Source organism: Lampropedia puyangensis, from assembly GCF_004833285.1.
Taxonomy (GTDB): domain Bacteria; phylum Pseudomonadota; class Gammaproteobacteria; order Burkholderiales; family Burkholderiaceae_C; genus Lampropedia; species Lampropedia puyangensis.
Genome location: NZ_STFG01000025.1, coordinates 1 through 21,601, shown reverse-complemented (window position 1 = coordinate 21,601; position 21,601 = coordinate 1). Strand labels below are relative to the sequence as shown.

21 protein-coding genes are annotated in these 21,601 nt (G+C 51.1%); 13 read left to right on the top strand and 8 right to left on the bottom strand.

Annotated elements, in window-relative coordinates:
• Nucleotides 1-13: 13 nt before the first annotated feature.
• Nucleotides 14-925: a LysR substrate-binding domain-containing protein gene (locus tag E9531_RS15390; protein ID WP_136574656.1), complete on the bottom strand. Its 912-nt coding sequence runs from the start codon at nt 923-925 to the stop codon at nt 14-16.
• A gap of 135 nt (nt 926-1,060) precedes the next feature.
• Here E9531_RS15390 and E9531_RS15385 point away from each other — a divergent pair, with 135 nt between their 5' ends.
• From E9531_RS15385 to E9531_RS15375, 3 genes are all read left to right on the top strand, one after another.
• Complete coding sequence (locus E9531_RS15385; protein WP_211343461.1) at nt 1,061-1,939, top strand: pirin family protein; 879 nt, start codon at nt 1,061-1,063, stop codon at nt 1,937-1,939.
• A 251-nt stretch (nt 1,940-2,190) separates the two neighbouring features.
• On the top strand, nt 2,191-2,838 hold the full coding sequence (locus E9531_RS15380) for a DUF47 domain-containing protein (protein WP_136574655.1): 648 nt from the start codon (nt 2,191-2,193) through the stop codon (nt 2,836-2,838).
• A 24-nt stretch (nt 2,839-2,862) separates the two neighbouring features.
• Entirely contained in the window at nt 2,863-3,873 is a 1,011-nt protein-coding gene (locus tag E9531_RS15375; protein WP_136574654.1) for an inorganic phosphate transporter, read from the top strand.
• A gap of 82 nt (nt 3,874-3,955) precedes the next feature.
• Here the strand turns inward: E9531_RS15375 and proX (E9531_RS15370) are convergent, their stop codons facing one another.
• The 4 genes from proX (E9531_RS15370) to proV form a co-directional block, all read right to left on the bottom strand.
• The gene (gene proX / locus E9531_RS15370; protein WP_136574653.1) at nt 3,956-4,969 is read right to left on the bottom strand and encodes a glycine betaine/L-proline ABC transporter substrate-binding protein ProX; all 1,014 of its coding nucleotides are present in this window, start codon (nt 4,967-4,969) and stop codon (nt 3,956-3,958) included.
• Between the two features lie 60 nt (nt 4,970-5,029).
• Entirely contained in the window at nt 5,030-6,112 is a 1,083-nt protein-coding gene (gene proX, locus E9531_RS15365; RefSeq protein ID WP_136574652.1) for a glycine betaine/L-proline ABC transporter substrate-binding protein ProX, read from the bottom strand.
• Between the two features lie 128 nt (nt 6,113-6,240).
• Nucleotides 6,241-7,551 (bottom strand): glycine betaine/L-proline ABC transporter permease ProW, encoded by a 1,311-nt coding sequence (gene proW / locus E9531_RS15360; protein WP_136574651.1) that lies wholly within the window; start codon nt 7,549-7,551, stop codon nt 6,241-6,243.
• Between the two features lie 11 nt (nt 7,552-7,562).
• Nucleotides 7,563-8,846 (bottom strand): glycine betaine/L-proline ABC transporter ATP-binding protein ProV, encoded by a 1,284-nt coding sequence (proV, locus tag E9531_RS15355; RefSeq protein WP_136574650.1) that lies wholly within the window; start codon nt 8,844-8,846, stop codon nt 7,563-7,565.
• 868 nt (nt 8,847-9,714) lie between these two features.
• On the opposite strand from proV, the gene E9531_RS15350 reads away from it, so the two are divergent.
• The 4 genes from E9531_RS15350 (at nt 9,715) to E9531_RS15335 (ending at nt 12,887) form a co-directional block, all read left to right on the top strand.
• Entirely contained in the window at nt 9,715-10,491 is a 777-nt protein-coding gene (locus tag E9531_RS15350) for a transporter substrate-binding domain-containing protein (RefSeq protein WP_136574649.1), read from the top strand.
• 190 nt (nt 10,492-10,681) lie between these two features.
• A complete protein-coding gene (locus E9531_RS15345; protein ID WP_136574648.1) occupies nt 10,682-11,368 on the top strand; it encodes an ABC transporter permease in 687 nt (228 codons plus the stop codon).
• A gap of 7 nt (nt 11,369-11,375) precedes the next feature.
• Nucleotides 11,376-12,089, top strand: coding sequence for an ABC transporter permease (locus E9531_RS15340; RefSeq protein ID WP_136574647.1), 714 nt, complete (start codon nt 11,376-11,378; stop codon nt 12,087-12,089).
• Nucleotides 12,090-12,101: 12 nt separating this feature from the next.
• Nucleotides 12,102-12,887, top strand: coding sequence for an ABC transporter ATP-binding protein (locus tag E9531_RS15335; protein ID WP_136574646.1), 786 nt, complete (start codon nt 12,102-12,104; stop codon nt 12,885-12,887).
• 131 nt (nt 12,888-13,018) lie between these two features.
• Here the strand turns inward: E9531_RS15335 and E9531_RS15330 are convergent, their stop codons facing one another.
• The 3 genes from E9531_RS15330 to E9531_RS15320 all read right to left on the bottom strand — a co-directional run bounded on the left by E9531_RS15330 (nt 13,019) and on the right by E9531_RS15320 (nt 15,705).
• Entirely contained in the window at nt 13,019-13,543 is a 525-nt protein-coding gene (locus E9531_RS15330) for a DUF6436 domain-containing protein (protein WP_136574645.1), read from the bottom strand.
• A gap of 86 nt (nt 13,544-13,629) precedes the next feature.
• On the bottom strand, nt 13,630-13,917 hold the full coding sequence (locus tag E9531_RS15325) for a hypothetical protein (RefSeq protein WP_136574644.1): 288 nt from the start codon (nt 13,915-13,917) through the stop codon (nt 13,630-13,632).
• A 378-nt stretch (nt 13,918-14,295) separates the two neighbouring features.
• Nucleotides 14,296-15,705, bottom strand: coding sequence for an aminotransferase-like domain-containing protein (locus E9531_RS15320; RefSeq protein ID WP_136574643.1), 1,410 nt, complete (start codon nt 15,703-15,705; stop codon nt 14,296-14,298).
• Between the two features lie 151 nt (nt 15,706-15,856).
• Here E9531_RS15320 and cyoA point away from each other — a divergent pair, with 151 nt between their 5' ends.
• The 6 genes from cyoA to E9531_RS15290 all read left to right on the top strand — a co-directional run bounded on the left by cyoA (nt 15,857) and on the right by E9531_RS15290 (nt 21,532).
• The gene (gene cyoA, locus E9531_RS15315; RefSeq protein WP_136574642.1) at nt 15,857-16,780 is read left to right on the top strand and encodes a ubiquinol oxidase subunit II; all 924 of its coding nucleotides are present in this window, start codon (nt 15,857-15,859) and stop codon (nt 16,778-16,780) included.
• A gap of 2 nt (nt 16,781-16,782) precedes the next feature.
• Nucleotides 16,783-18,795, top strand: coding sequence for a cytochrome o ubiquinol oxidase subunit I (cyoB, locus tag E9531_RS15310; RefSeq protein WP_136574641.1), 2,013 nt, complete (start codon nt 16,783-16,785; stop codon nt 18,793-18,795).
• A 70-nt stretch (nt 18,796-18,865) separates the two neighbouring features.
• Complete coding sequence (gene cyoC, locus E9531_RS15305; RefSeq protein WP_136574640.1) at nt 18,866-19,492, top strand: cytochrome o ubiquinol oxidase subunit III; 627 nt, start codon at nt 18,866-18,868, stop codon at nt 19,490-19,492.
• A gap of 2 nt (nt 19,493-19,494) precedes the next feature.
• Entirely contained in the window at nt 19,495-19,836 is a 342-nt protein-coding gene (cyoD, locus tag E9531_RS15300; protein ID WP_211343460.1) for a cytochrome o ubiquinol oxidase subunit IV, read from the top strand.
• 146 nt (nt 19,837-19,982) lie between these two features.
• Nucleotides 19,983-20,903, top strand: a complete 921-nt coding sequence (cyoE, locus tag E9531_RS15295; protein WP_136574673.1) for a heme o synthase — start codon at nt 19,983-19,985, stop codon at nt 20,901-20,903.
• A gap of 62 nt (nt 20,904-20,965) precedes the next feature.
• Entirely contained in the window at nt 20,966-21,532 is a 567-nt protein-coding gene (locus E9531_RS15290) for an SCO family protein (protein WP_158291815.1), read from the top strand.
• Nucleotides 21,533-21,601: the final 69 nt, after the last annotated feature.

Genomic DNA, 21,601 nt, shown 5'->3' with positions numbered 1-21,601 from the left:
CCGAAGTGTTTTTTTATTCGTCGGGGCTAGCGGCGAAAGCTTCAGCCAAAAAATCAATCAGATGCCGCACCGCAGGCAGCTGCCCACGTCGCGATGCATAAACTGCATGCAGAATTTCCAGGCGAGGCTCCCACCCTGGCATGACCACAGTGAGATCGCCTTGCGCCAGCGCTTGCGTAATGAACATACGGGGCAACTGCACAACCCCTACACCAGCCACAGCAGCATCGCGCAGCGCCAGCAGGCTTTGTGTGGTGTAGTGGGGGTGGTGCCGTATATCTTGCTGCTGCTGCCCTGGCCCTGTCAGTATCCATTGGTGCTCTTCTTTGGGATGTCCTAAATCCATACTCGGAATGCGAGCCAAATCAGCGAATGTTTCAATAGTCGGGTATTGCGCTAGCAAGGCAGGGCTGGCAACCAGGCATTGCCGGCGATTGGCCAGTGTGCGCAAAACCAGATCGCTGTCTTGCAGAGGAAAGGGACGCACACGCAAAGCGAGGTCGAAGCCCTCTGCAACCACGTCTACCCTGCGATTGGTTTCTTCAACATGCAATTGCACGCGTGGAAAACGCAGCATGAACTGCGCAAGCAATGGGCCAATGCGCGTGGCCAGCAGGGCAACAGGGCAGCTGATGCGCACTTTGCCGCAGGGCTCCGTGTGCGATGCCAACACAGACTCTTCCGCCGCATCCGCCTCAGTGAGCATGGCCTGACAGTGTCGGTAGTACACACGCCCCATGTCTGTTACTGCAAAGCTACGCGTGGAACGCAAAATCAGCTGAGTCCCAAGGCGCTCTTCTAATGCAGCTACACGGCGGCTGAGCTTGGATTTTTGGGTGCCCAGCACGCGGCTGGCTGGGGCAAAGCCGCCAAACTCGACCACCTTGGCGAAGTAGTACAGGTCATTCAAGTCAATTGCATTCATCGTTGCAATGATAGGACAATGCGTCTGATTTTTCGATCTTTTAAAAGTATTGTTGCGAAATTATATTAATGGCATGGCGCTAGTTGCGCAGCAATGCCGCCCTATGGATGGCGAGCATTTTTAAGGAGAGGTCTCATGTTGAAAAATATCCAAGGCATTTACAGTGCTCCTCATCCTCATTGGGTGGGCAACGGCTTTCCTGTACGTTCTCTGTTTAGTTACAGCGACCATGGAAAGGCATTGAGCCCATTTTTGCTGCTAGACCATGCGCAGCCTACTGACTTTTCTCCTGCCGACAAACCTCGTGGTGTAGGGGTGCACCCCCATCGTGGATTTGAGACCGTGACGATCGTCTACCAAGGTGAGGTCGAACATCGTGATTCCACAGGTGCTGGAGGAGTGATTGGACCTGGCGATGTGCAGTGGATGACCGCGGGCTCAGGCATCTTGCATGAAGAGTTCCATTCGCAAGCCTTTACTAAAACAGGGGGGCGGATCGAAATGGTGCAACTGTGGGTGAACTTGCCAGCCAAAGACAAGCAGGCACCACCAGGTTACCAAACTATTGTTGCAAAAGACATCCCGCATGTGCCTCTTGCAGGGGACGCCGGTCATCTGCGTGTGATTGCAGGTGCATACCAAAACCATCAAGGCCCTGCACATACTTTTACGGCGATGGATGTGTGGGATATTCACCTCAAGGGGGGGCACTCTGTGCAGCTGGCTTCGCCTCCTAGCCGTACGCTGGCTTTGGTGGTCTTGCACGGCACAGTGCTTATCAATGATGCAGAAGTGGTGCGTGAAGGCCAGTTGGTGCAGCTGGCACGTGAAGATGCCGATGTTGTGTTGGAGAGCAACAACGATGCGGTTGTACTTTGGTTGTCTGGGGAGCCTATTGAAGAGCCTGTCGTGGGTTATGGCCCATTTGTGATGAATACAGATGCTGAAATTCGCCAGGCGTTTGTTGACTTTCAGAATGGGAAATTTGGCCAAATGCACTCTATTGCAGAGTAGGCGCAGTATTGTGTAAAGGTAAAAAGAACGGAGTGATAAGGGGCATGCAAGTGCCCCTTTATGCATGATGCGTATGGGCAATGACTCCCGCGTTCAAGGCTTGAAACGGCTGGTTTTCACGCTGATTTGTGCAGCAAAGATGTGTAAATCTGCAGCCTCAATGCTGATTGCAACAGTTTTGTTACCTGAAACAGAGAGAAGTTCTCTTACAATTTTATTTCATTAATATGACAATCTATCAGAGGTTCTGAATGCTGTTCGGAAAGTTGTTGCCACGCGAGGGCAATTTTTTTGCGCTTTTTAATCAACATGCCAACCATATTGGCGAAGCTGCAGAAGCATTGGTCAAACTCATTGCGAACTATTCCGATGCCGCGCTCAGAGCGCAGTACACGGCTGCTATCGATGAAGCCGAGAGTGCTGCAGACAGTGTGACTGCGCTGGTTAACAAGACCATTCACCAGACATTCATCACTCCGATTGATCGTGAGCAAATTCATAGCCTGATCAACACAATGGATGACGTAGCGGATCTGATTCAGGACGTTGCCGAGACCTTGGTTCTCTACGATGTGCAGTCGATTACGCAAGATATGCGCAGTCTGGCTGACTTGGATCGACGCTGTGTTGACCGAGTTCGTGCCGCCATTGCAACGCTAGACAAAATTGCTGATTCTTCTGTAGCTGAGGCGGCCTTGAAAACCTGTGAGGAAATTGACCAGCTTGAAGATGACGCTGACCGCGTATTGCGATCGGCTATGAGCGCACTTTTCCGTCAGGAAGAAAATGTGCGTGAACTCATCAAGCTCAAAGCCATTTACGAGTTGCTTGAAACTGTTAGCGACCGTTGCCAGGATGTCGCCAACATCATCGAAGGCATTGTGCTGGAAAACTCCTGATCTGCAACCTAACAGGAGTGATCCATGGAAATTACACAAGCGGCCTTGTGGGTCGTCGCCATACTGGTCTTGCTGGCGTTGGTGTTCGACTTCATGAACGGTTTTCATGATGCGGCCAATTCCATCGCAACGGTCGTCTCAACAGGGGTTCTTAAACCCACCCAAGCGGTATTGTTTGCTGCTTTTTTCAACTTTGTTGCCATTTTTATTTTTCATCTGAGTGTGGCAGCAACGGTCGGTAAAGGCATTGTTTCCCCCGATTTTGTCGATACCCATGTAGTGTTTGGCGCTCTGCTGGGGGCGATCAGCTGGAACCTGTTGACATGGTATTACGGCATTCCCAGCAGCTCTTCGCATGCTTTGATCGGTGGGATTGTGGGGGCTGTGATTGCCAAAGGCGGCATAGGCGCGCTGGAGTTGATGGGCATTTTAAAAGTGGTGATTTTTATTTTCGTTTCACCACTTTTGGGTTATTTGCTCGGCTCTTTGATGATGGTGATTGTGGCGTGGTTGTTCCGGCGCACACGTCCAGGCCATGTCGATAAGTGGTTTCGCCGTTTGCAACTGGTGTCTGCGGGGGCCTACAGTTTGGGGCATGGTGGCAATGATGCGCAAAAAACCATCGGCATCATTTGGCTGCTGTTGATTGGCACAGGCTATATGGGGCAAGAGGCCACATCACCGCCGCTGTGGGTCATCATTTCTTGTTATGCCGCGATTGGTCTTGGGACGATGTTTGGTGGCTGGCGTATTGTGAAAACGATGGGGCAGAAAATCACCAAGCTCAAACCTGTTGGCGGTTTCTGTGCGGAAACTGGAGGTGCTTTGACACTCTTTATTGCAACCGCAATGGGAATTCCTGTTTCAACAACGCATACGATTACAGGTGCGATTGTGGGGGTTGGCTCCACGCAACGTGCCAGCGCTGTGCGTTGGGGGGTTGCTGGCAATATTGTCTGGGCATGGATTTTCACTATCCCTGCCAGTGCGTTTGTCGCGGCCTTGGCGTACTGGTTGAGTTTGGTGATTTATTGATTTTGCAAACCGTTGCATGAATGAAAATGGCCCGCGCAATGCGGGCCATTTTTTTGGGGCACATGACAGTGCGGCTGTAAACTTATTTTGCTGCTTTAGCTTGTTGAATCCAAGCATCAAAAGTGGTTTGGTTGGCTTTAATCCATCCGTCAACATGTCGGTTGATATCCGCAGCAGAATTTTCGCCTTCCTGCATGCGCAAGTTTTGGGCATTGATGGCGGTAATTGGCAGCTGCATCACCTCAAATAGTTTGGCTGCGGATGGATTTTTTTCGGCAAAAACCTTGTTGGCAACAATGTGTTGCGTGTTTACAGGGAAGCCATAGTTGGAGCCATCTGGCAGTTTGGTTTCCACTGCCGCTTGCTCGCCAGGCAGCGCGGTAAAAGGCACTTGCAGCCAAACCACATCACTTCCCGGTTTGAGCACGCCGGAGACCCAATAGGGCGTCCATGTGTAATACAAAATAGGTTGGCCTGAGCGGTAACGGGCAATGGTGTCGGCAATCAGTGCAGAGTAACTGCCTTGGTTATGGGTGACGGTATTGCCCAGTTCGTAGCTTTTCATGTGGTGCTCAATTACAGCCTCACATCCCCAGCCAGGGTTGCAACCGGTCAAGTCGGCTTTGCCATCACCATTGGTATCAAACAGTTTGGCAATGGCGGGGTCTTTGAGTTGGCCCAGATTAGTGATTTTGTGTGCATCAGCCGTTTTTTTGTCGATCAAATAGCCTTGCAATGAATTGGTGACATAAGTGCCTTTGCGATAAAGCTTGTCGTCACCGCCGACATTCTTGTAGAAATCGTCATGCAAAGGTACCCAGTTCACAGCCAGAAACGTGGCGTCACCATTGGCCAAAGCGACAAAGCCTGTGGCGTACTCGGTTTCTTGGATGTCTTTGACGTCATAGCCTAATTTTTCAAGTGCGCGGCTTACTAACAGCGTCTGGAAGGTTTCTTCAGCAATAGAACTTTTGATTGGCTGCACACTGATGCCTTTACCCGGGAGTTCCTGGGCATGCAAAGCGGTGGTATTCAGTCCAAAACCTACAACAGCAAGCGCTAATAAACGGTGCGTTAAGCGAAATGGGTGTTTCATGCGGATGTCCTTTCTTGTGGATAGGTGAAAAATGCGAGAGCAGGGCAATGCATGCCAGCGTTAGGGTTTGGCCGCTTCACGGGCTTGTTGCAACCAGCCATCAAAGACGGTTTGGTTGGCGCTTATCCAAGCATCGGTGTGGCGGGCAATGTCTGCGCGACTGTTCTCGCCCTGTTGCATGCGCAGGTTTTGGGCAGAAACGTCATCAATCGAAAGCTGCATGACTGCAAACAATTTGGCCGCAGCTGGGTTGTTTTTCGCAAACGTCTTGTTCGCTACGATGTTCATGCGGTTAATCGGAAAACCGTAGTTTTTACCGTTGGGCAATTGAGTGTCGATGTCTTTTTGAGCGCCGGGCATCGATGAGAAAGGAACCTCTAACCACACAACGTCTTTTCCTGGCACCAATACGCCAGAGACCCAATAAGGCGTCCAGGTGTAGTAGAGGATCGGTCGACCTTGTTGGTAACGTGTGATGGTATCTGCCATCAAGGCGGCGTAATTACCTTGGTTGTGGGTGACGGTTTGCCGCAATTCGTAGGCGTCAAGGTGGTGTTCAACCACAGCTTCACAGCCCCAGCCTGGCGTGCAGCCTGTCAGGTCGGCTTTGCCATCACCGTTTGCATCAAATAACTTCGCAATCTCTGGTTGTTGAAGCTGGCTGAAATTCGTGATCGCGTGGGCATCGGCCGTCTTTTTGTCAATCAGGTAGCCTTGTGCGCTGTTGTCTACATAAGTGCCCTTGCGATAGAACTTGGTGTCGCCCCCGGCATTGGCATAGAAGTCATCGTGCAATGGCTGCCAGTTCACCGCGATATAACTCGCATCGCCGTTGGCAACAGCCAAGTAGGCAGAGGCGTACTCCGTCTCTTGAATGTCTTGTACGTCGTAGCCCAGCGCTTGCAGGGCGCGTGCAACCAATAAAGTCTGAAAGGTTTCTTCTGCGACGGAAGTTTGCACGGGCTGTACCCGTTGGCCTTGCCCTGGTTGTGTCTGCGCGTGTGCTGAAGCTGCTATGGCAATGCCCGTAAAGGCCAAAGCCTTGGCCCATTGAGTGGGTTTGAACAAAGCTGTCGCTTTGGCGCGAATGAAATTCAGAGATGAAGAAAGAGGGTGAAATGAAAGCGAGTGAGCACAATGCATGCGTTGGAAGTCTCCTTGAATAGAGGTGGATAAAAATATCCGCACTGGTGGATATGCTTAATCTCAATGAACATCGTCCATTGAGGGGCGGCATTAATTGCGGCGGGTATACGCTCAGACCGGCAGCATTAATGGGCTGGAGCCTGCATACCGACACCGTCTGAAGAGGATTTCTGGCTAGGCTGGTCTTTGACTTTTCCTGAAGCAATTTCGGAGGAGGAGGCCTTTGGACTGCGACGCAATAGGTGGCGCAGTAAGCCTATGGGACCTCCATCAAGCCATGACTGACCGCCTCGTTTGGGCTGCCCCATGGCTTGAGTCATACGGTCAAGCATGATGGCGAGTAACACGATGCCTAAGCCCCCTACAGTGGCCAATCCCATATCCAAACGCCCAATACCGCGCAGAACCATTTGCCCTAAACCACCGACGGCAATCATGGAGGCAATGACCACCATAGACAGGGATAACATCAGCGCTTGATTGATGCCAGCCATGATGGACGGCATGGCCAGAGGTAACTGCACTTTGGCCAGCATTTGGATGGGGGAGGCTCCGTAGGCTTTGGCCGCTTCAATCAAATCAGGGCGCACTTGGCGTATGCCAAGGTTGGTCAGCCTAACCAGTGGGGGCAGGGCAAATACGATTGTCACGATCACGCCGGGTACATTGCCAATACCAAAGAGCATGACAACTGGAACCAAGTACACAAAGGCAGGTGTTGTCTGCATCGCATCCAAGAATGGCCGCATGACGCGTTGTGCCCGGTCGCTACTGGCTAGCAAGATACCCAGTGGGAGCCCAATCAACATGCAAAAAACCAATGAGGTTAAGACCAAGGCGAGGGTCACCATTGCTTCAGGCCAAACGCCTAGCATCGCAATAACCAATAGCGACAGTAACGAACCAATGGCAATACCGCGCCCGGCTACTTGCCATGCGATGAGGGACAAGATGCTGATCATCAAGAGTGTTGGAACGGATACCAACAGGTGCTGCACTTGACTGAGCACGGCGTCAATTGGTGCCCGAATGGCTTGAAAGAAAGGTCTAAAGCTGGCCACAAACCAAGCCAAGCCATCATTGATCCAATCTTGTACAGGCAAGCTGCCATCCCATAATTGGCTGATCTGAAAGCCCTCTTGAGCGTTCGTTGATGGGGGGGCGCTCGACAGCCAGTCTGCAGTACTGCCAGTATCTGCTCCTGTAGCTGGGGTATCAGGGGTACTAGCACCCCAAGGGTTGTCTGCTAATGGGGCGCTGCTGGTATTTTGCGTAGGCTCTATTGCCGCGTCGTTGCTTGCCCAGGGATTGCTCGCTGCGGCTGACGGGGCTGATTCAGTTTGTGTCGTGGCTGTAGTGCTTTGGCCGGAGGCCCAGGGGTTGTTGGAGGCAGATGAGTTTTGCGCCACCAGCACAGGGGAAATATTTTCAGTCATGGCGTGCTCTTTCATACTGTTGCGGACATTGGTGCGGCTTCGGCATTGGGAGGGCTAGAAGGCGTATCTATGCGCGTACTTTCTACTGGCAAAGGCGGCGTATCGCGATCTAAAAAGCGCAACAAGCGAGTACGGCTGACTACACCCAGTAAAACCCCTTCTTCATTGACCACTGGTAAGGGGTAGCGCGGTTGAGCTGCACGACCGACTACATCAGCCACCAATTCATCACCACGAACCGTGATGGGGTCAGGTAAAAACGCATCCGACAATGGCTGCAGATTGTTGGAGCCGTTGCGGGCTTGCCGCAGGGACTCTGTTGAAACAATGCCCTCGAACCGTTGACCGCGTGAGACTACGTAGCCGTAATCGCGATCTTGATCTTCCAGAATGCGCAGCGCAGCGCGCAATCCTTTACCTGGTTTATTCAGATCAAGCACGGGCTGGTTGCGGCTTGCAATATCAGCGACTTTAAAGACCACTGACGCATCCACCCCTTTGGTGAAGCTGCGAACATAATCATTGGCAGGGTTGCGCAGAATTTCTTCTGGCGTACCGACTTGGACTACGTGGCCATCCTTCATGATGGCAATGCGGTTGCCAATGCGCATGGCTTCATCTAGGTCATGCGAGATGAATACGATGGTGCGTTGCTTTACCTCTTGCAGGCGCAAGAGTTCTGATTGCATATCGGTGCGGATGATGGGGTCAAGCGCGGAGAACGCCTCGTCCATCAGCAAAATGGCAGGATCAGCAGCAAGAGCGCGGGCTAAACCAACGCGCTGCTGCATCCCCCCAGAGAGCTCGTCAGGGTAGCTGTTACCCCATGCGCCTAAGCCCACTTGTTCAAGCGCCGCTTGCGCTGCTTGGTGCCGCTCGTTTTTGTCGATGCCTGCCAGCTCTAGACCAAATGCAGTGTTATCCAGTACTGTCATGTGTGGCATCAACGCAAAGGATTGAAACACCATGCTGATGTCTTTGCGGCGCAAGTTGCGCAGAGCCTTATCACTGAGTGCGTTGATGTCTTGTCCGTCGACCACGATCTTGCCCGCACTGGGTTCAATCAAGCGGTTGAGCATGCGGACCAGCGTAGATTTGCCTGACCCAGAAAGCCCCATGATGACGAAAATTTCTCCCGCTTCAATAGAGAAATGCGCGTCATATACACCAATGGATTGGCCTGTTTTTTCAAGAATGTCCTGTTTGGATTTGCCTTGTTTGGCCATGGTGATGGCCTGTTCAGGCTTATTGCCAAAGACTTTGTAGACGTGGTCGATGTGAATGCTTTTGGCCATCTTGTCGTACCTCCCTGTGGTCTGGAAGGGATGCATATGCGCATCCTTGTCTGCTGCATGCGTAGACGCTAATGCAGCAGATATGCAGATGCCTGGCAACTGGTCAGAGCCTGTAGCCCAACGCCAAGCGAAGAGCACAAATAAGTCAAGGCAAGGCGAATGAGGCTGGCAAGCCAAGTTCCGCCTATCACACTAACCAACACAAAAACAAACGCTAAATAAAGCGCATGCCTTCAGACAAACGGCATGCAAGCTGCAACAGCTGCATACGTATTGGCTGCCGAATGAGATGAAAAAGCAGTCCATCTCACGCAAACGTTCCTCTTCGCATGCACATAAAAGGTGCATGACAAACAAGTCGTTGGGCATCGAGTCGAGAAAACGACCATCCAGATGGAATACAGACCGATGGTGGGATGCCTGCATTCCGTTGAAAACACCATGCCTGCCAGGCCGCGATGGACCTTCAGCATGCATGAGCGAGTGGCGTTGATGCCAAGCCTTTAACGCTAAGCAATCAAATGCAACAGCCGCGATTATAACGAATATAGATAAATGTTGCTTTTTTGTATAAGTCAAGAAGAGAGATTGTTTTAAAGGCTGTATGCCGTGATTCTCTTTGTCGCCACCCCATGACTGCGGCCATGGGGCCACAGTCTGTGCAGCATGGTTCAACTGCTTGTTTACCCTCAAATGTTGAATGAATCAGACCAAAACAATGACTCAATGAATAAGCTGGCACTAGAATTGCTGCCACTGAAATGGTTCTTTGCCGCTTAACGCCGCTGTGATTGCTCTTTTGCATCGAGCGTCAACGCAAACGCGCAGAGACTCATTTATTTATGACATTGATTTTGGAGTGTTCTCTATGAAAAAACACGTGACGACTGCCTTGCTGGCTAGCTTGATGGCTGGTGCTTCTTTCACTGTAGTGGCGCAGGATCTGCGTGTGGCGGTTGATCCTACATACGAACCCTTCGTGTACAAAAATGCAAAAGGGGAGTTGGTCGGTTTCAATATCGATTTCTCAAACGCTGTGTGCGAAGAACTCAAGCGCAAATGCGTGTTTGTTGAGCAAGTGTGGGATTCGATGATCCCCGGACTTCAGAGCCGCCGTTATGACGTAATCATCAGTGATATGTCGATCACAGAAGAGCGCAAGCGCGTGATTGATTTCTCTGATCGTTACTACAAAACGCCAAGCACTATCGTGGTGAAAAACTCGGTCGACTATAAAGACCAGAATTCTTTGAAAGGCATGACGCTGGGTGTTCTCAAGGGGAGTACGCAAGAGCGTTATGCTGAAGGTGAGTTGGCCCTAAAAGGTGTAAAAGTGGTCGCCTACGAAGCGCAGGATCAGGTCTATTTGGACATCAATGCTGGCCGTCTCGATGGCACGGTGGCTGATAAAGTGGAAGTGACGGGGGGATTTTTGAGCAAGCCAGATGGTAAAGACTTCAAATCAGTCGGACCCGATTTGCTCGATTCCAAGTACTACGGTGAAGGCATGGGTATTGCACTGCGTAAAGGGCAGGATGAACTCAAAGGCCAGCTTAACCAGGCCATCAAGACTTTGCGCAGCAATGGCAAATATGCTGAGATTGCGAAAAAATATTTCGATTTTGATCCTTACGGTCAAGACTGATTCTGTCAACTACCGCAGGACATAAGTTACCCTAGCCGCTCCCTTCGCTTGGGTTTCTCCTTCTATTACAGCGCCTTCGTCCGAATATGGGCTAAGGCGCTGTTAACATTCCATCTTTCGAGGATGGCTTGTGTTGTTTACTGCTCGCAAGCCCGCCATTTATAGATCGACACGATCACTGCAATCGGGCATGAACGGTTATTACATATCAATTTTGCACGGCTCCTTAACGACGGTTGGGGTCGCATTGGCCTCCTTGCTCGTTGCCATCTTATTAGGGTTGCTTGGTGCAGGGGCCAAACTTTCGGGCAATCCGATAGCCGTAGCGCTTGGCCAGCTGTACACCACTGTTGTTCGGGGTGTCCCTGAACTGTTGACCATGCTGCTGGTTTTTTATGGCGGACCAACCGTCCTCAATGCTGCATTTGAAAGCATGGGTTGGAACATGCAAGTGACGGTGAATCCATTCATTGCGGGTGTGCTGACTATTGGTTTTATCTATGGCGCCTACATGACTGAAAATTTTCGTGGCGCAATCAAGGCGATTCCATTTGGTCAACGTGAGGCCGGACTGGCATTTGGCATGGGGCGTTGGCAGGTTTTTCGTCGTATTACCTTGCCTCAAATGATTCGCTATGTGGTGCCCAGCTTCACCAATAGCTGGATGGCGCTGATTAAGGCTACTGCGCTGGTCAGCCTGATCGGCTTGCATGACATGACGTATCTGGCACGCCAAGCAGGTTCGGCAACACGTCAGCCGTTTGTTTTCATTTTGATGACTGCGGTCATCTATTTGTTGTTCACGAGTCTGTCGCTCTGGGTATTGCGCAAAGTGCATGCCCGATATAGCTTGGGCTCGGAAAAAATCACCTTGTGAGGCTGTAATGAACTGGGAGATATTTTCCGAATCCTCAACGTGGCTGTTGTACCTCAAAGGTATGGCTGGCACGTTCTATATGCTGGGCGGCTTACTGATTTTTGGCGGTATTGCAGGCGTTATTTTTGCATTGATGCTGTGCGCGCGATCTCGCGTGCTCAATGCAATCGCATCCTCATTTACCTATTTCGTGCGTGGCACGCCGTTATTGATTCAGATTTTTTTGATTTATTACGGCATTGGTCAGCTCGAATGGATCAAAAACCATTGGGACACTATTTGGTTTTTAGAGCCATTCAAGAGCGCCATGTTCTGTGCCATGCTGGCATTCAGTATTAACCATGCAGGGTACCTTGCTGAGATTTTGGCTGGGGCTATTCGCGATACAAGTAAAGGCGAGGTTGAAGCTGCATACGCCATGGGCATGGGGCGCTGGCAGGCGCTGCGCAGAATTATTCTGCCAAGTGCCATGCGCAGAGCATTACCGCCCTATACCAATGAAGTGATGCAGATGATGCATGGCACCAGCCTGGCCAGTACGGTGCCGGCCATGCTCGAAATCACCGCTGCGGCACAAAAAATAAACCGTGATTACTATTTGACGTTTGAGGCCTTTTTGTTTGCCGCAGGCCTGTACTTGGTACTCACTTTCACGATGATGGGGATTTTTCGCGTACTTGAGAAGCGCTATACCTCCTACCTTCAACCGCGAACCCATTAACGAGTTATTGGCATGACAAGCAACGCATCCTCGAACATCAAACTCCAAGCCTTGGATATCCATAAATACTATGGCAACAACCATGTGCTCAAGGGCGTCTCGCTTTCTGCCAGCGCCGGTGATGTGATCAGCATTATTGGCAGTTCCGGTTCTGGCAAGAGTACCTTTTTGCGTTGCATGAATCTGTTAGAGCGGCCCAATAAGGGCAGATTGCTGCTGACAGGGGAAGAGCTTGGCTTGAACTTGCATAAAGATGGCGAATTGCATGCCAGCGACTTGAAGCAGTTGCAGCGCTTTCGAACCAAGCTGACTATGGTGTTTCAGCATTTCAATCTGTGGGCGCACATGACTGTGCAGCAAAACATCATCGAAGCGCCGATTCAGGTACTGGGCCAGAGTAAAGAACAGGCAGTGGCCCTGGCAGCTCGCTATCTGGATATGGTGGGGCTCAAAGGCCACGAGGATAAATACCCCAATCAGCTCTCAGGCGGGCAGCAGCAGCGTGTGGCTATTGCCCGGGCATTGGCAGTTGAACCCGAAGTTCTGCTGTTTGATGAGCCGACCAGTGCTTTGGATCCTGAGTTGGTCGGTGAGGTGCTACGCATTATGCAACTGCTCGCTCAGCAAGGTCGCACAATGGTGGTCGTTACCCACGAAATGGGCTTTGCACGTGAAGTGTCCAACCACGTGGTGTTTTTACACCAAGGCGTTATTGAGGAGCAGGGCGCGCCAAGAGAGGTTTTGAGCAATCCTCGCAGCGAACGATTGGCTAAATTTCTTTCGGGAAATTTGAAGTAAGCAAAAATATAGGGGCGGTCTCGTATCGCTGACTCAGACGGTTCTTTGACGTCACTTTTATGACTTCACTTGACAAGTCTGTGTTGCATTTTTTGCGTTTGAATAACACCACCTATCTTCGCAATACCATTTCATTGCCACGAGCAATAACAGCCGACAGCCAAAATACCTGAAGGTTCGACTTCTTCCCCGCGAAGCAGTTTGTCTAGAAGTGGTTCAACAAAGCTATTGGCAGAAGTGCAAACCATTCCAAGGCTGTAAGGGCCTGCGTAAGCGAGTTTCCCATTGCGATCCCAGATCGCCACAAATGGGCTAGCCGGGATGTTTTCCATTCCATCGAGCTTTTCCAGAGGTACGAGTTTTTCACGTAAAAACAGAGGGAGATCGCCTTGGGTATGGGGTTTTTGTACGCTGAAAAAATCAATTTTTTCTCGGCGATACATGCTGATCAGGTAGCTCAAGTGCGCCCCAGTTTCGCGGTTACAACCTGAGCAGGCCGGGTCCCAAAAGTGAACGAGGCGAATCCGCCCAGTGGCTCCTGCTATCTCAGGGGGCAGCTGCAGGGAAGTATCTTCAAAAACAATGGCTTGCTCGGTCCAACTGCTTTGATTACTAAAGCCAAAATATTGCCAAAGCGCTATGCCTATAGCCAGCATGATGAGCGCACACGCACCTAGAAAAAAGCGTTTTTTGCCATTCAAAACGTGTTTTTTTGATATTGGGGCAGGATTTGCCATGTGCGTTAAGTCTGGTCTGATCCTTTGCCGAATTTGATGCGATATTGTTTTTCCATTTCATTGCAGGCCTGCACTTGGGTCGCGCGGTAGATGGCTGTACGTTCTGGATTTCCGCTACGTTGTCTGCACTTGGCGATGGCATGTTGCTCTGCTGCCTGCACTTGTGCTGTTTGTGGACGCGAGACTACAAAGATCAGCGCACCAATCATGGCTGCGGTGAAAGCCAAACAGGTCAGCATGATCAAATGAAAACGTTTACGGTGATGAGGATGGCATGTGTTGCTTGTTTGCATGGCTCATTCTTGCATACGTGTGAAATAAAATCCATACAATATGTTTTGTATGTTATTTCTTAAGACCACGAGGACACAATGACACTGCATATGCATTTAACAACAACGCGGGTGGTTGCCCGTGCGCAGGCTGGTCATAACGTGCATGTGGAGGCTTCAACGTGATGATGGGACTGTTGAGAAGGTGCTACGTTATCGTTATGACAACTCGCATGTGGTCCGCAAAGGCCAAATGCTGGAGGTGCTGGCGACCGGAGAGCAATTACAGCTATGTGCAGAAGACTAGAGCGTGGCAGCCCAAAACGCAAACTCATTTTGAGCAGCTTTGCTGCTCTCAACAATGGGGCAGGCATCTGTTTTTAGATCGTGAACACATTCTTAGACAATGGTTTGATAGGGGCGCGGGGCCTGCTGATCATGCAAAATTGCGGCCAATTTTTCTAGGGCTGTTTGCAGGCGTCGCATATCTGGTGCTCCGCCCAACGAGATGCGAATGCCGTTGGGGGGTGGACTGACCTGTGTGAAGGCCTCTGCATTGGCAACCCCCAAGCCCTGTTCTTGTGCAGTTTGTATGAGTCGATACAAATCTACCTTGTTGGGTAATGCCAGCCATGCGTGAAGGCCACATGGATGCGCCCATAGTGGCTCTGGAAGAATGCTTCGGGCCAGGGTTTGGCGCTTAGCGAGCTCATTTTTGGCTTTTTCAAACAAATCTTGCGCTATACCGCTTCTGATCCACTGACTGGCAAGGGCAACCAAGGGTTGTGGTGCCATCAGAGTGATAGAGCGCAAGGCGTCGAGTAACGGTTCAATTGGGTGCGAGTGTGGCACCACCAAGTAAGAAGTGCGCAGCCCCGGCGCTAAATATTTTGACAGTGTTGATGCGTAATACACGGGTGCGCTACGCGCACTCTGCATGGTTGCCAGTGGCGGCGGGGCATCGCCTGCTAGTAACCAGTAGGGGTCATCTTCAAGAATCGGAATGTGGTGCTGACTTGCTACCGCAAGCAAAGCTTCGCGTCGTTCTTGCGATAGGGTGATTGTGGTGGGGTTATGTATGGTCGGGATCAGATAGATCATCGCCGGGGAATGGTTTTTACAGGCCTGCGCTAAGGCATCTGGGTGCATACCGTGCTCGTCGGCCTCAACCGGCAGAATGTTACGCTGCATTAAGCGAGCTGCAGCAAGCATGCCAGGATAGGTGAGGGCATCGACCACGATGGTGTCTTCTGGCTCTGTGTAGGCCAGTAACCATGCTGCAAGAGCAGATTGGGTGCCGGGACAAATCACGATCCGGTCACTGTCGATTGTTCCCAGCATCGGCTTGAGCCAAAGCGCGGCAGCCTCCCGATCCGCCTTATTGCCTGCTCCAACGTGATAGCTCATCAAATCGCTGCTGGCCAAAAGCGCTGGAATGCTTTGCATGCCTTGTGCAAACGCATGTGTAAAACCGCTGGTATGGAGCAAAGGCGGGATGTTCATGCTCAGATCAACGGTGCGGTCATCTTTGGTGTTGTGCGTTGCGATGAATGTTCCTCCAGCACCATGCGCATCAAGCAGGCCAGCATTTCGCACCTCTGCCAGTGCTCGCGTGACGGTTGTTAGGTCAACCCCAAAGGTTTGTGCCAAGTCGCGCTGGGGAGGCAAGCGGTCGCCAGGCAACAAAACCCCATCATGAACAGCACCAATGATTTGTTTGGATATTTGTATGTATCTTGCCCCGCCGTTTGCTTCAAATGGTCGCATCCAGGCGTGGTTTGCTTTCTTGAGTTTACGTTCTGATGGCATTGATAGAGTTGTTTTCATATTTTTGTATGTTCTGTAATAACGTACAAAATTGAATTTGTGGTACAGTTTGTATGGATTTATGCTGTCTTGTATGTTTTTTCAGTATTCCATCTTACCTATTTTTCGATCTTTTTTTCGACAGGGCTTCCCCATGAAATCAATCTGGAATTGCCTGCGTCTGGTGGGGCTTGCTGTACTGGCAGCCACATTAGCCGGGTGCGACTGGGTGTTGTTTAACTCCAAAGGTGCGGTGGGTATTGCCCAGCGTGATCTGATTTTGATCTGCATTGGGCTCATGCTTATTGTGGTAGTGCCTGCCATTGTGATGGCGCTGTGGTTCCCTTGGCGTTTTCGCTCAACCAATACCAAAGAAGAGTACACCCCGGACTGGGCGCACTCCAACAAGGTGGAGGTGGTGGTGTGGGGCGTACCCTTGCTGATCATCATTGCGCTGGCAACCATTGTATGGAAGTCAACCCATGCGCTTGATCCCTATCGTCCGTTGGATGTGAAAGGCGAGCCTTTGCATGTGCAGGTGATTGCCACAGACTGGAAATGGGTGTTTGTCTACCCAGACTATGGGATTGCCACGATCAATCAGCTCACATTTCCTGCGGGACGGCAGTTGGAGTTTGACATCACCTCCAACTCCACCATGAACACTTTTTTCATTCCGCAGTTGGGTGGGCAAATCTATGCGATGGCTGGTATGCGAACTAAGCTGCACCTGATTGCCAACGAAGAAGGGGAGTTTCGCGGCATGTCCGGTAACTACAGCGGGCACGGTTTTTCAAAAATGAATTTTGTGGCTAAGGCCACTAGTCAGCAGGCCTTTGACCGCTGGGTAACACAGGTACGCACAGCACCGATCACGCTGGACATGGCAACTTTCCAAAAAGTGGCCAAGCCTTCGCAAGGCCATGCGGTGGTGCATTTCGGTGGCGTGCAACCGAATTTATTTAAAAGTGTGATCGATCAATTTATTGGGGTAGGTGAGAACACCCGCTCCGCCGAGGCTGCTAGGGACTCGCACGTCTTGCACTTAGACGCAGTCACCACAGCACACAAGGAGTAAACATGTTTGGAAAGTTGACGTGGGATGCCATCCCAACGCACGATCCCATCATCGTGGTAACGCTGATTGCTATGGTGCTGGGGGGAGTTGGCCTGTTAGGCTTGGTTACCTACATGAAATGGTGGCGGCCTTTATGGCGCGACTGGTTCACCACGGTGGATCACAAGAAGATCGGCATCATGTATATCGTCGTGGCGCTGGTTATGCTGGTGCGTGGCTTCGCAGATGCCTTGATGATGCGTGCCCAATTGGCGATGGCAGGACCTGGCAGTGACGGTTTTTTGCCACCAGAGCATTACGACCAGATTTTCACTGCCCACGGCGTGATCATGATTTTTTTCGTTGCAACCCCTTTTGTGGTGGGGCTGATGAATATTGTCATTCCACTACAAATTGGTGCACGCGACATGGCATACCCTTTCCTGAACGCGTTCAGTTTTTGGATTTTCGTGGTGGGCGCCGTTTTGATGATGCTGTCATTGGCAGTGGGCGAGTTTGCAATGACCGGTTGGGTGGCGTATCCGCCGCTGTCGGGTATTGAGTTCAGTCCAGGGGTAGGGGTGGACTATTACATTTGGGCTCTACAGGCCTCAGGTGTAGGAACTTTGCTTACTGGTGTGAATTTGTTTGTGACCATTTTGCGTATGCGAGCGCCTGGCATGGGTTTGATGAAGATGCCCGTGTTCACCTGGACAGTGTTTGTTACCAGCATCATCATTATTGCAGCCTTCCCCATCTTGACGGTCGCCTTGGGGGCTCTGACTTTAGACCGCTACCTGGACTTCAACTTCTACACCAACACCTTGGGCGGCAACCCCATGATGTATGTCAACTTGGTGTGGGCTTGGGGGCACCCAGAGGTCTATATTTTGGTGCTGCCCGCATTTGGGATTTTCTCTGAAGTGACGGCGACATTTTCGCGCAAAAAACTGTTTGGGTACACCTCGATGGTGGGCGCAACATTGGCTATCGGTATCTTGTCGTTCGTCGTTTGGTTGCACCATTTCTTCACGATGGGGTCAGGCGCCAGCGTCAATGCGTTCTTCGGCATCATGACCATGATCATCGCCATCCCTACAGGGGTGAAAATATTCACATGGCTATTCACCATGTACGGCGGCCGTGTGGAGTTCAGCGTACCTATGTTGTGGACGATTGCCTTCTTGGTGACTTTTACCATTGGCGGTATGACTGGCGTGTTGTTGGCTATTCCGGGCGCAGACTTCTTGTTGCACAACAGCTTGTTCTTGGTGGCGCACTTCCACAATACGATCATTGGCGGCGCTTTGTTTGGCTACATTGCTGGCATGGTGTACTGGTTCCCCAAGGTGTTTGGTTTCAAACTCAGCGAGCGCTGGGGTAAGTACTCCTTCTGGTGCTGGGTAATTGGGTTCTATCTGGCCTTCATGCCGTTGTACATGCTGGGCTTCATGGGAATGACACGCCGTTTGAACCAACATGACAATCCTGCGTGGGAGCCTTACTTGAATGTCGCTTTTGTAGGAGCTTTGTTCGTCTTTGCTGGCATTATTTTCATGCTGGTGCAGATCGCAGTGAGCATTCTCAACCGTAAAAAATTAGAAAACCAAGACTTGACGGGCGACCCTTGGGATGCACGTACTTTGGAGTGGGCGACCGCATCACCTCCGCCGTTCTATAACTTTGCTGTGGTGCCTAAAGTGGATACTCTGGATGCATTCCATGAGGCAAAAAAACGAGGATTGCCTGCAGCGCCTAGTCGCTACCAGCCGATTCACATGCCCTCGAATACCGGTGTGCCACTGATCGTGAATATCTGGATTTTGGCCTTGTGCTTTGCCTTGATCTGGCACATCTGGTGGCTAGCTGCTGCAAGCTTGGTGGCAGTAGTGGTGACTTTGATTGTGCGTTCTTACGACGACAACGTTGACTACTACGTTCCAGCAGAAGAAGTGGCCCGCATAGAAAACGAAAGTGCTCGACGCAAAGACCTTGCGGGCAAAAAGACCACAGCAGCAATGGCCAGCAGCCGTTGATGCCCATGAACGTGAACGCATACGGTATGCCCGCAGCGCGGCACATTCCGTATGCATCAGGAGTAACACCATGACCACATTGGCGCACCACGCGCAACATTCTGCTGAACATGCCGATGCGCATGACAGCCACGCCCACGATCAAGGCTCCATGAAAGTACTTGGTATGTGGATTTACCTGATGTCCGACTGTGTGCTGTTTGGCACATTGTTCGCGTCTTATGCTGTGCTTAGCAACGCTTATGCGGGCGGCCCGACAGGGCAAGAATTGTTCAACCTTCCACTGATTTTGGCGGCAACGTTCATGTTGCTGTTCTCCAGCATCACCTATGGCTTTGCCATGCAAGCTATGCACCGCCTGGATCAGGCTGGCGTATTGCGCTGGTTAGCCGCAACCTTTGCGTTTGGCCTGGCTTTTATCGGAATGGAGATTTATGAGTTCCATCACTTGCTTTCGGTTGGCGCCGGCCCCACACGCGGTGCCTATTTGTCTGCCTTTTTTACCTTAGTCGGCACGCATGGTTTGCATGTTTTCTTTGGATTGTTGTGGATGGCAGTGGTCATGCATCAAATCAGTCGCAAAGGTTTGACGGCGGTGAATGTGACACGTATTTCTTGCCTGAGCTTGTTCTGGCACTTTCTTGATCTGGTCTGGATTTGTGTCTTCACCTTTGTTTATTTGTTTGGAGCATTTTGATCATGGCCAATTTGAGTCATTCTGATACAAGCCGGGCAGGGCAGAGTCACGGTAGTTCCAAGTCTTACCTCATTGGCTTTGTGTTGTGCGCCATTTTGACGGTCATTCCCTTTGTGCTGGTGATGAATCCGATGCTGCCAAGGCCAACCACTTTACTGATCTTGGTTGGTTTCGCGGTCGTGCAAATTGTGGTGCAACTGGTGTACTTCCTGCACATGAATCGTAGTTCAGAAGGGGGCTGGAACCTAGCCAGCTTCGTCTTTACTTTGGTTATTTTGTTCATTGTGGTGGCGCTTTCGATTTGGATCATCTGGAGCATGCATTTCCACATGATGAGCAACTGAGGCATACAGGCTCGATGCAGGTCGCGTGTTCGTTCATGCGATCTATAAATCTGTGCTGGCGCATAAGGAGAATCACGATGAATCAGCCCATCTCCTCCACCAGATGGAGTAGTCAGGCCACCACCACCGCAGAGCCTTCGCCATCAATGGCAGGAGTGCCTGTTTTGCTGCCGACTCAACGCGGACTGGTATCGCGTACCTCTATGCCCCGCCAGTTGTGGATGTTGACCAAACCGCGTGTGGTGCAACTCATCGTTTTCTGTGCAGTCATTGGCATGTTGTTGGCTTTGCCTAACTGGCCTGATACACGGCAGTGGCTGCGTATTGCTTTCGCCGCTTTTGGCATTTGGCTGGTGGCATCGGCGGCAGCCGTGTTTAACTGCGTGATTGAGGCGCGCAGTGATGCTCGCATGCAGCGCACAGCCGCGCGCCCTACAGCGCAAGGTACGGTTGCTACTTCTTTGGTGGTGGTCTTCGGCTTGGTGTTATGCACTGCGGGGACCACTGTGTTGTGGAGAGCTTCCAATCCCCTTGCTGCTGGATTGACATTCGCAACGTTGCTGGGCTACTCGGTGGTCTACACCGTTTGGCTCAAACGTGCTACGCCGCAAAACATCGTGATTGGTGGTGCTTCTGGTGCTATGCCTCCGCTGCTAGGTTGGGTTGCCATTCAAGGCACAGTTTCGCCAGAAGCCCTGCTGATGTTTTTGATCATCTTCATCTGGACGCCACCGCATTTCTGGGCTCTTGCCTTGTATCGGGTGGATGATTACCGTCGATCAGGCCTGCCTATGCTTCCTGTGACGCATGGCCAAGCTTATACAACACGCCATATTTTTCTCTATACCTTGGCATTGTGGGGTATCAGCCTTTTACCTGTATTGCTGGGCATGAGTGGATTGTTGTATGGCGCGGTGGCACTTATTTGCGGCTGGGTTTTTTGTGTGCATGCATGGAATCTGCACAGGCATTACAGCGATGCTTTGGCCAAACGCACATTTCGGTGGTCGCTCTGGCATCTCAGTACTTTATTTGCCGCGCTGATGTTGGACCACTATTGGTTTTGAGCTTAAGAGGACATTACATGGCGGCAACTGCGCGTTCTTCTTTAATCTTTTTTTTAATTGGTATGTCGTTGCTATTGCAGGCGTGCAGTGATGAGGCAGCAAGATCTTCGCGCACCGCATTTCATTCCCATGACATTACTGGTGCTGCCTATGGTGGCAATTGGCGCATGCCGGATACGAGTGGCGCATGGGTCGATCAAAGCATTCTGCAAGGCAAACTCAGCTACATTTTTTTTGGCTTTGCGCAGTGCCCAGATGTATGCCCAACCACCATGCTGGAGCTAGCCCAAGTCAAAGCTGCACTGGGCGAACAAGGCCAAGACTTGCAAGTGATCTTTGTCACGGTAGATCCAGAGCGCGATACCCCAGAGATCATGCGGGCGTATCTCGATAGTTTTGATACCCATGCCATTGGCTTGGTGGGTTCACCACAAGAGCTGGCAACGATGGCGCGTGAGTTCAAAGTGTTTTATCAAAAGGTCCCAGTGGGGGATGATGGGCTGTACACCATGGACCACTCTGCTGGTGGCTATATTTTCGATCGAAATGGCACCTTGCGCTTGTATGCACCCTATGGAATGGCAGTGCAAAATTTGACGCAAGATATGCAACAGTTGCTTAATGACTGAATCCACTTGGGGCAAGAAAACCTACCGCACCACCAACTGGAAAGAATACAACGCCTCATTGAAAGCCAG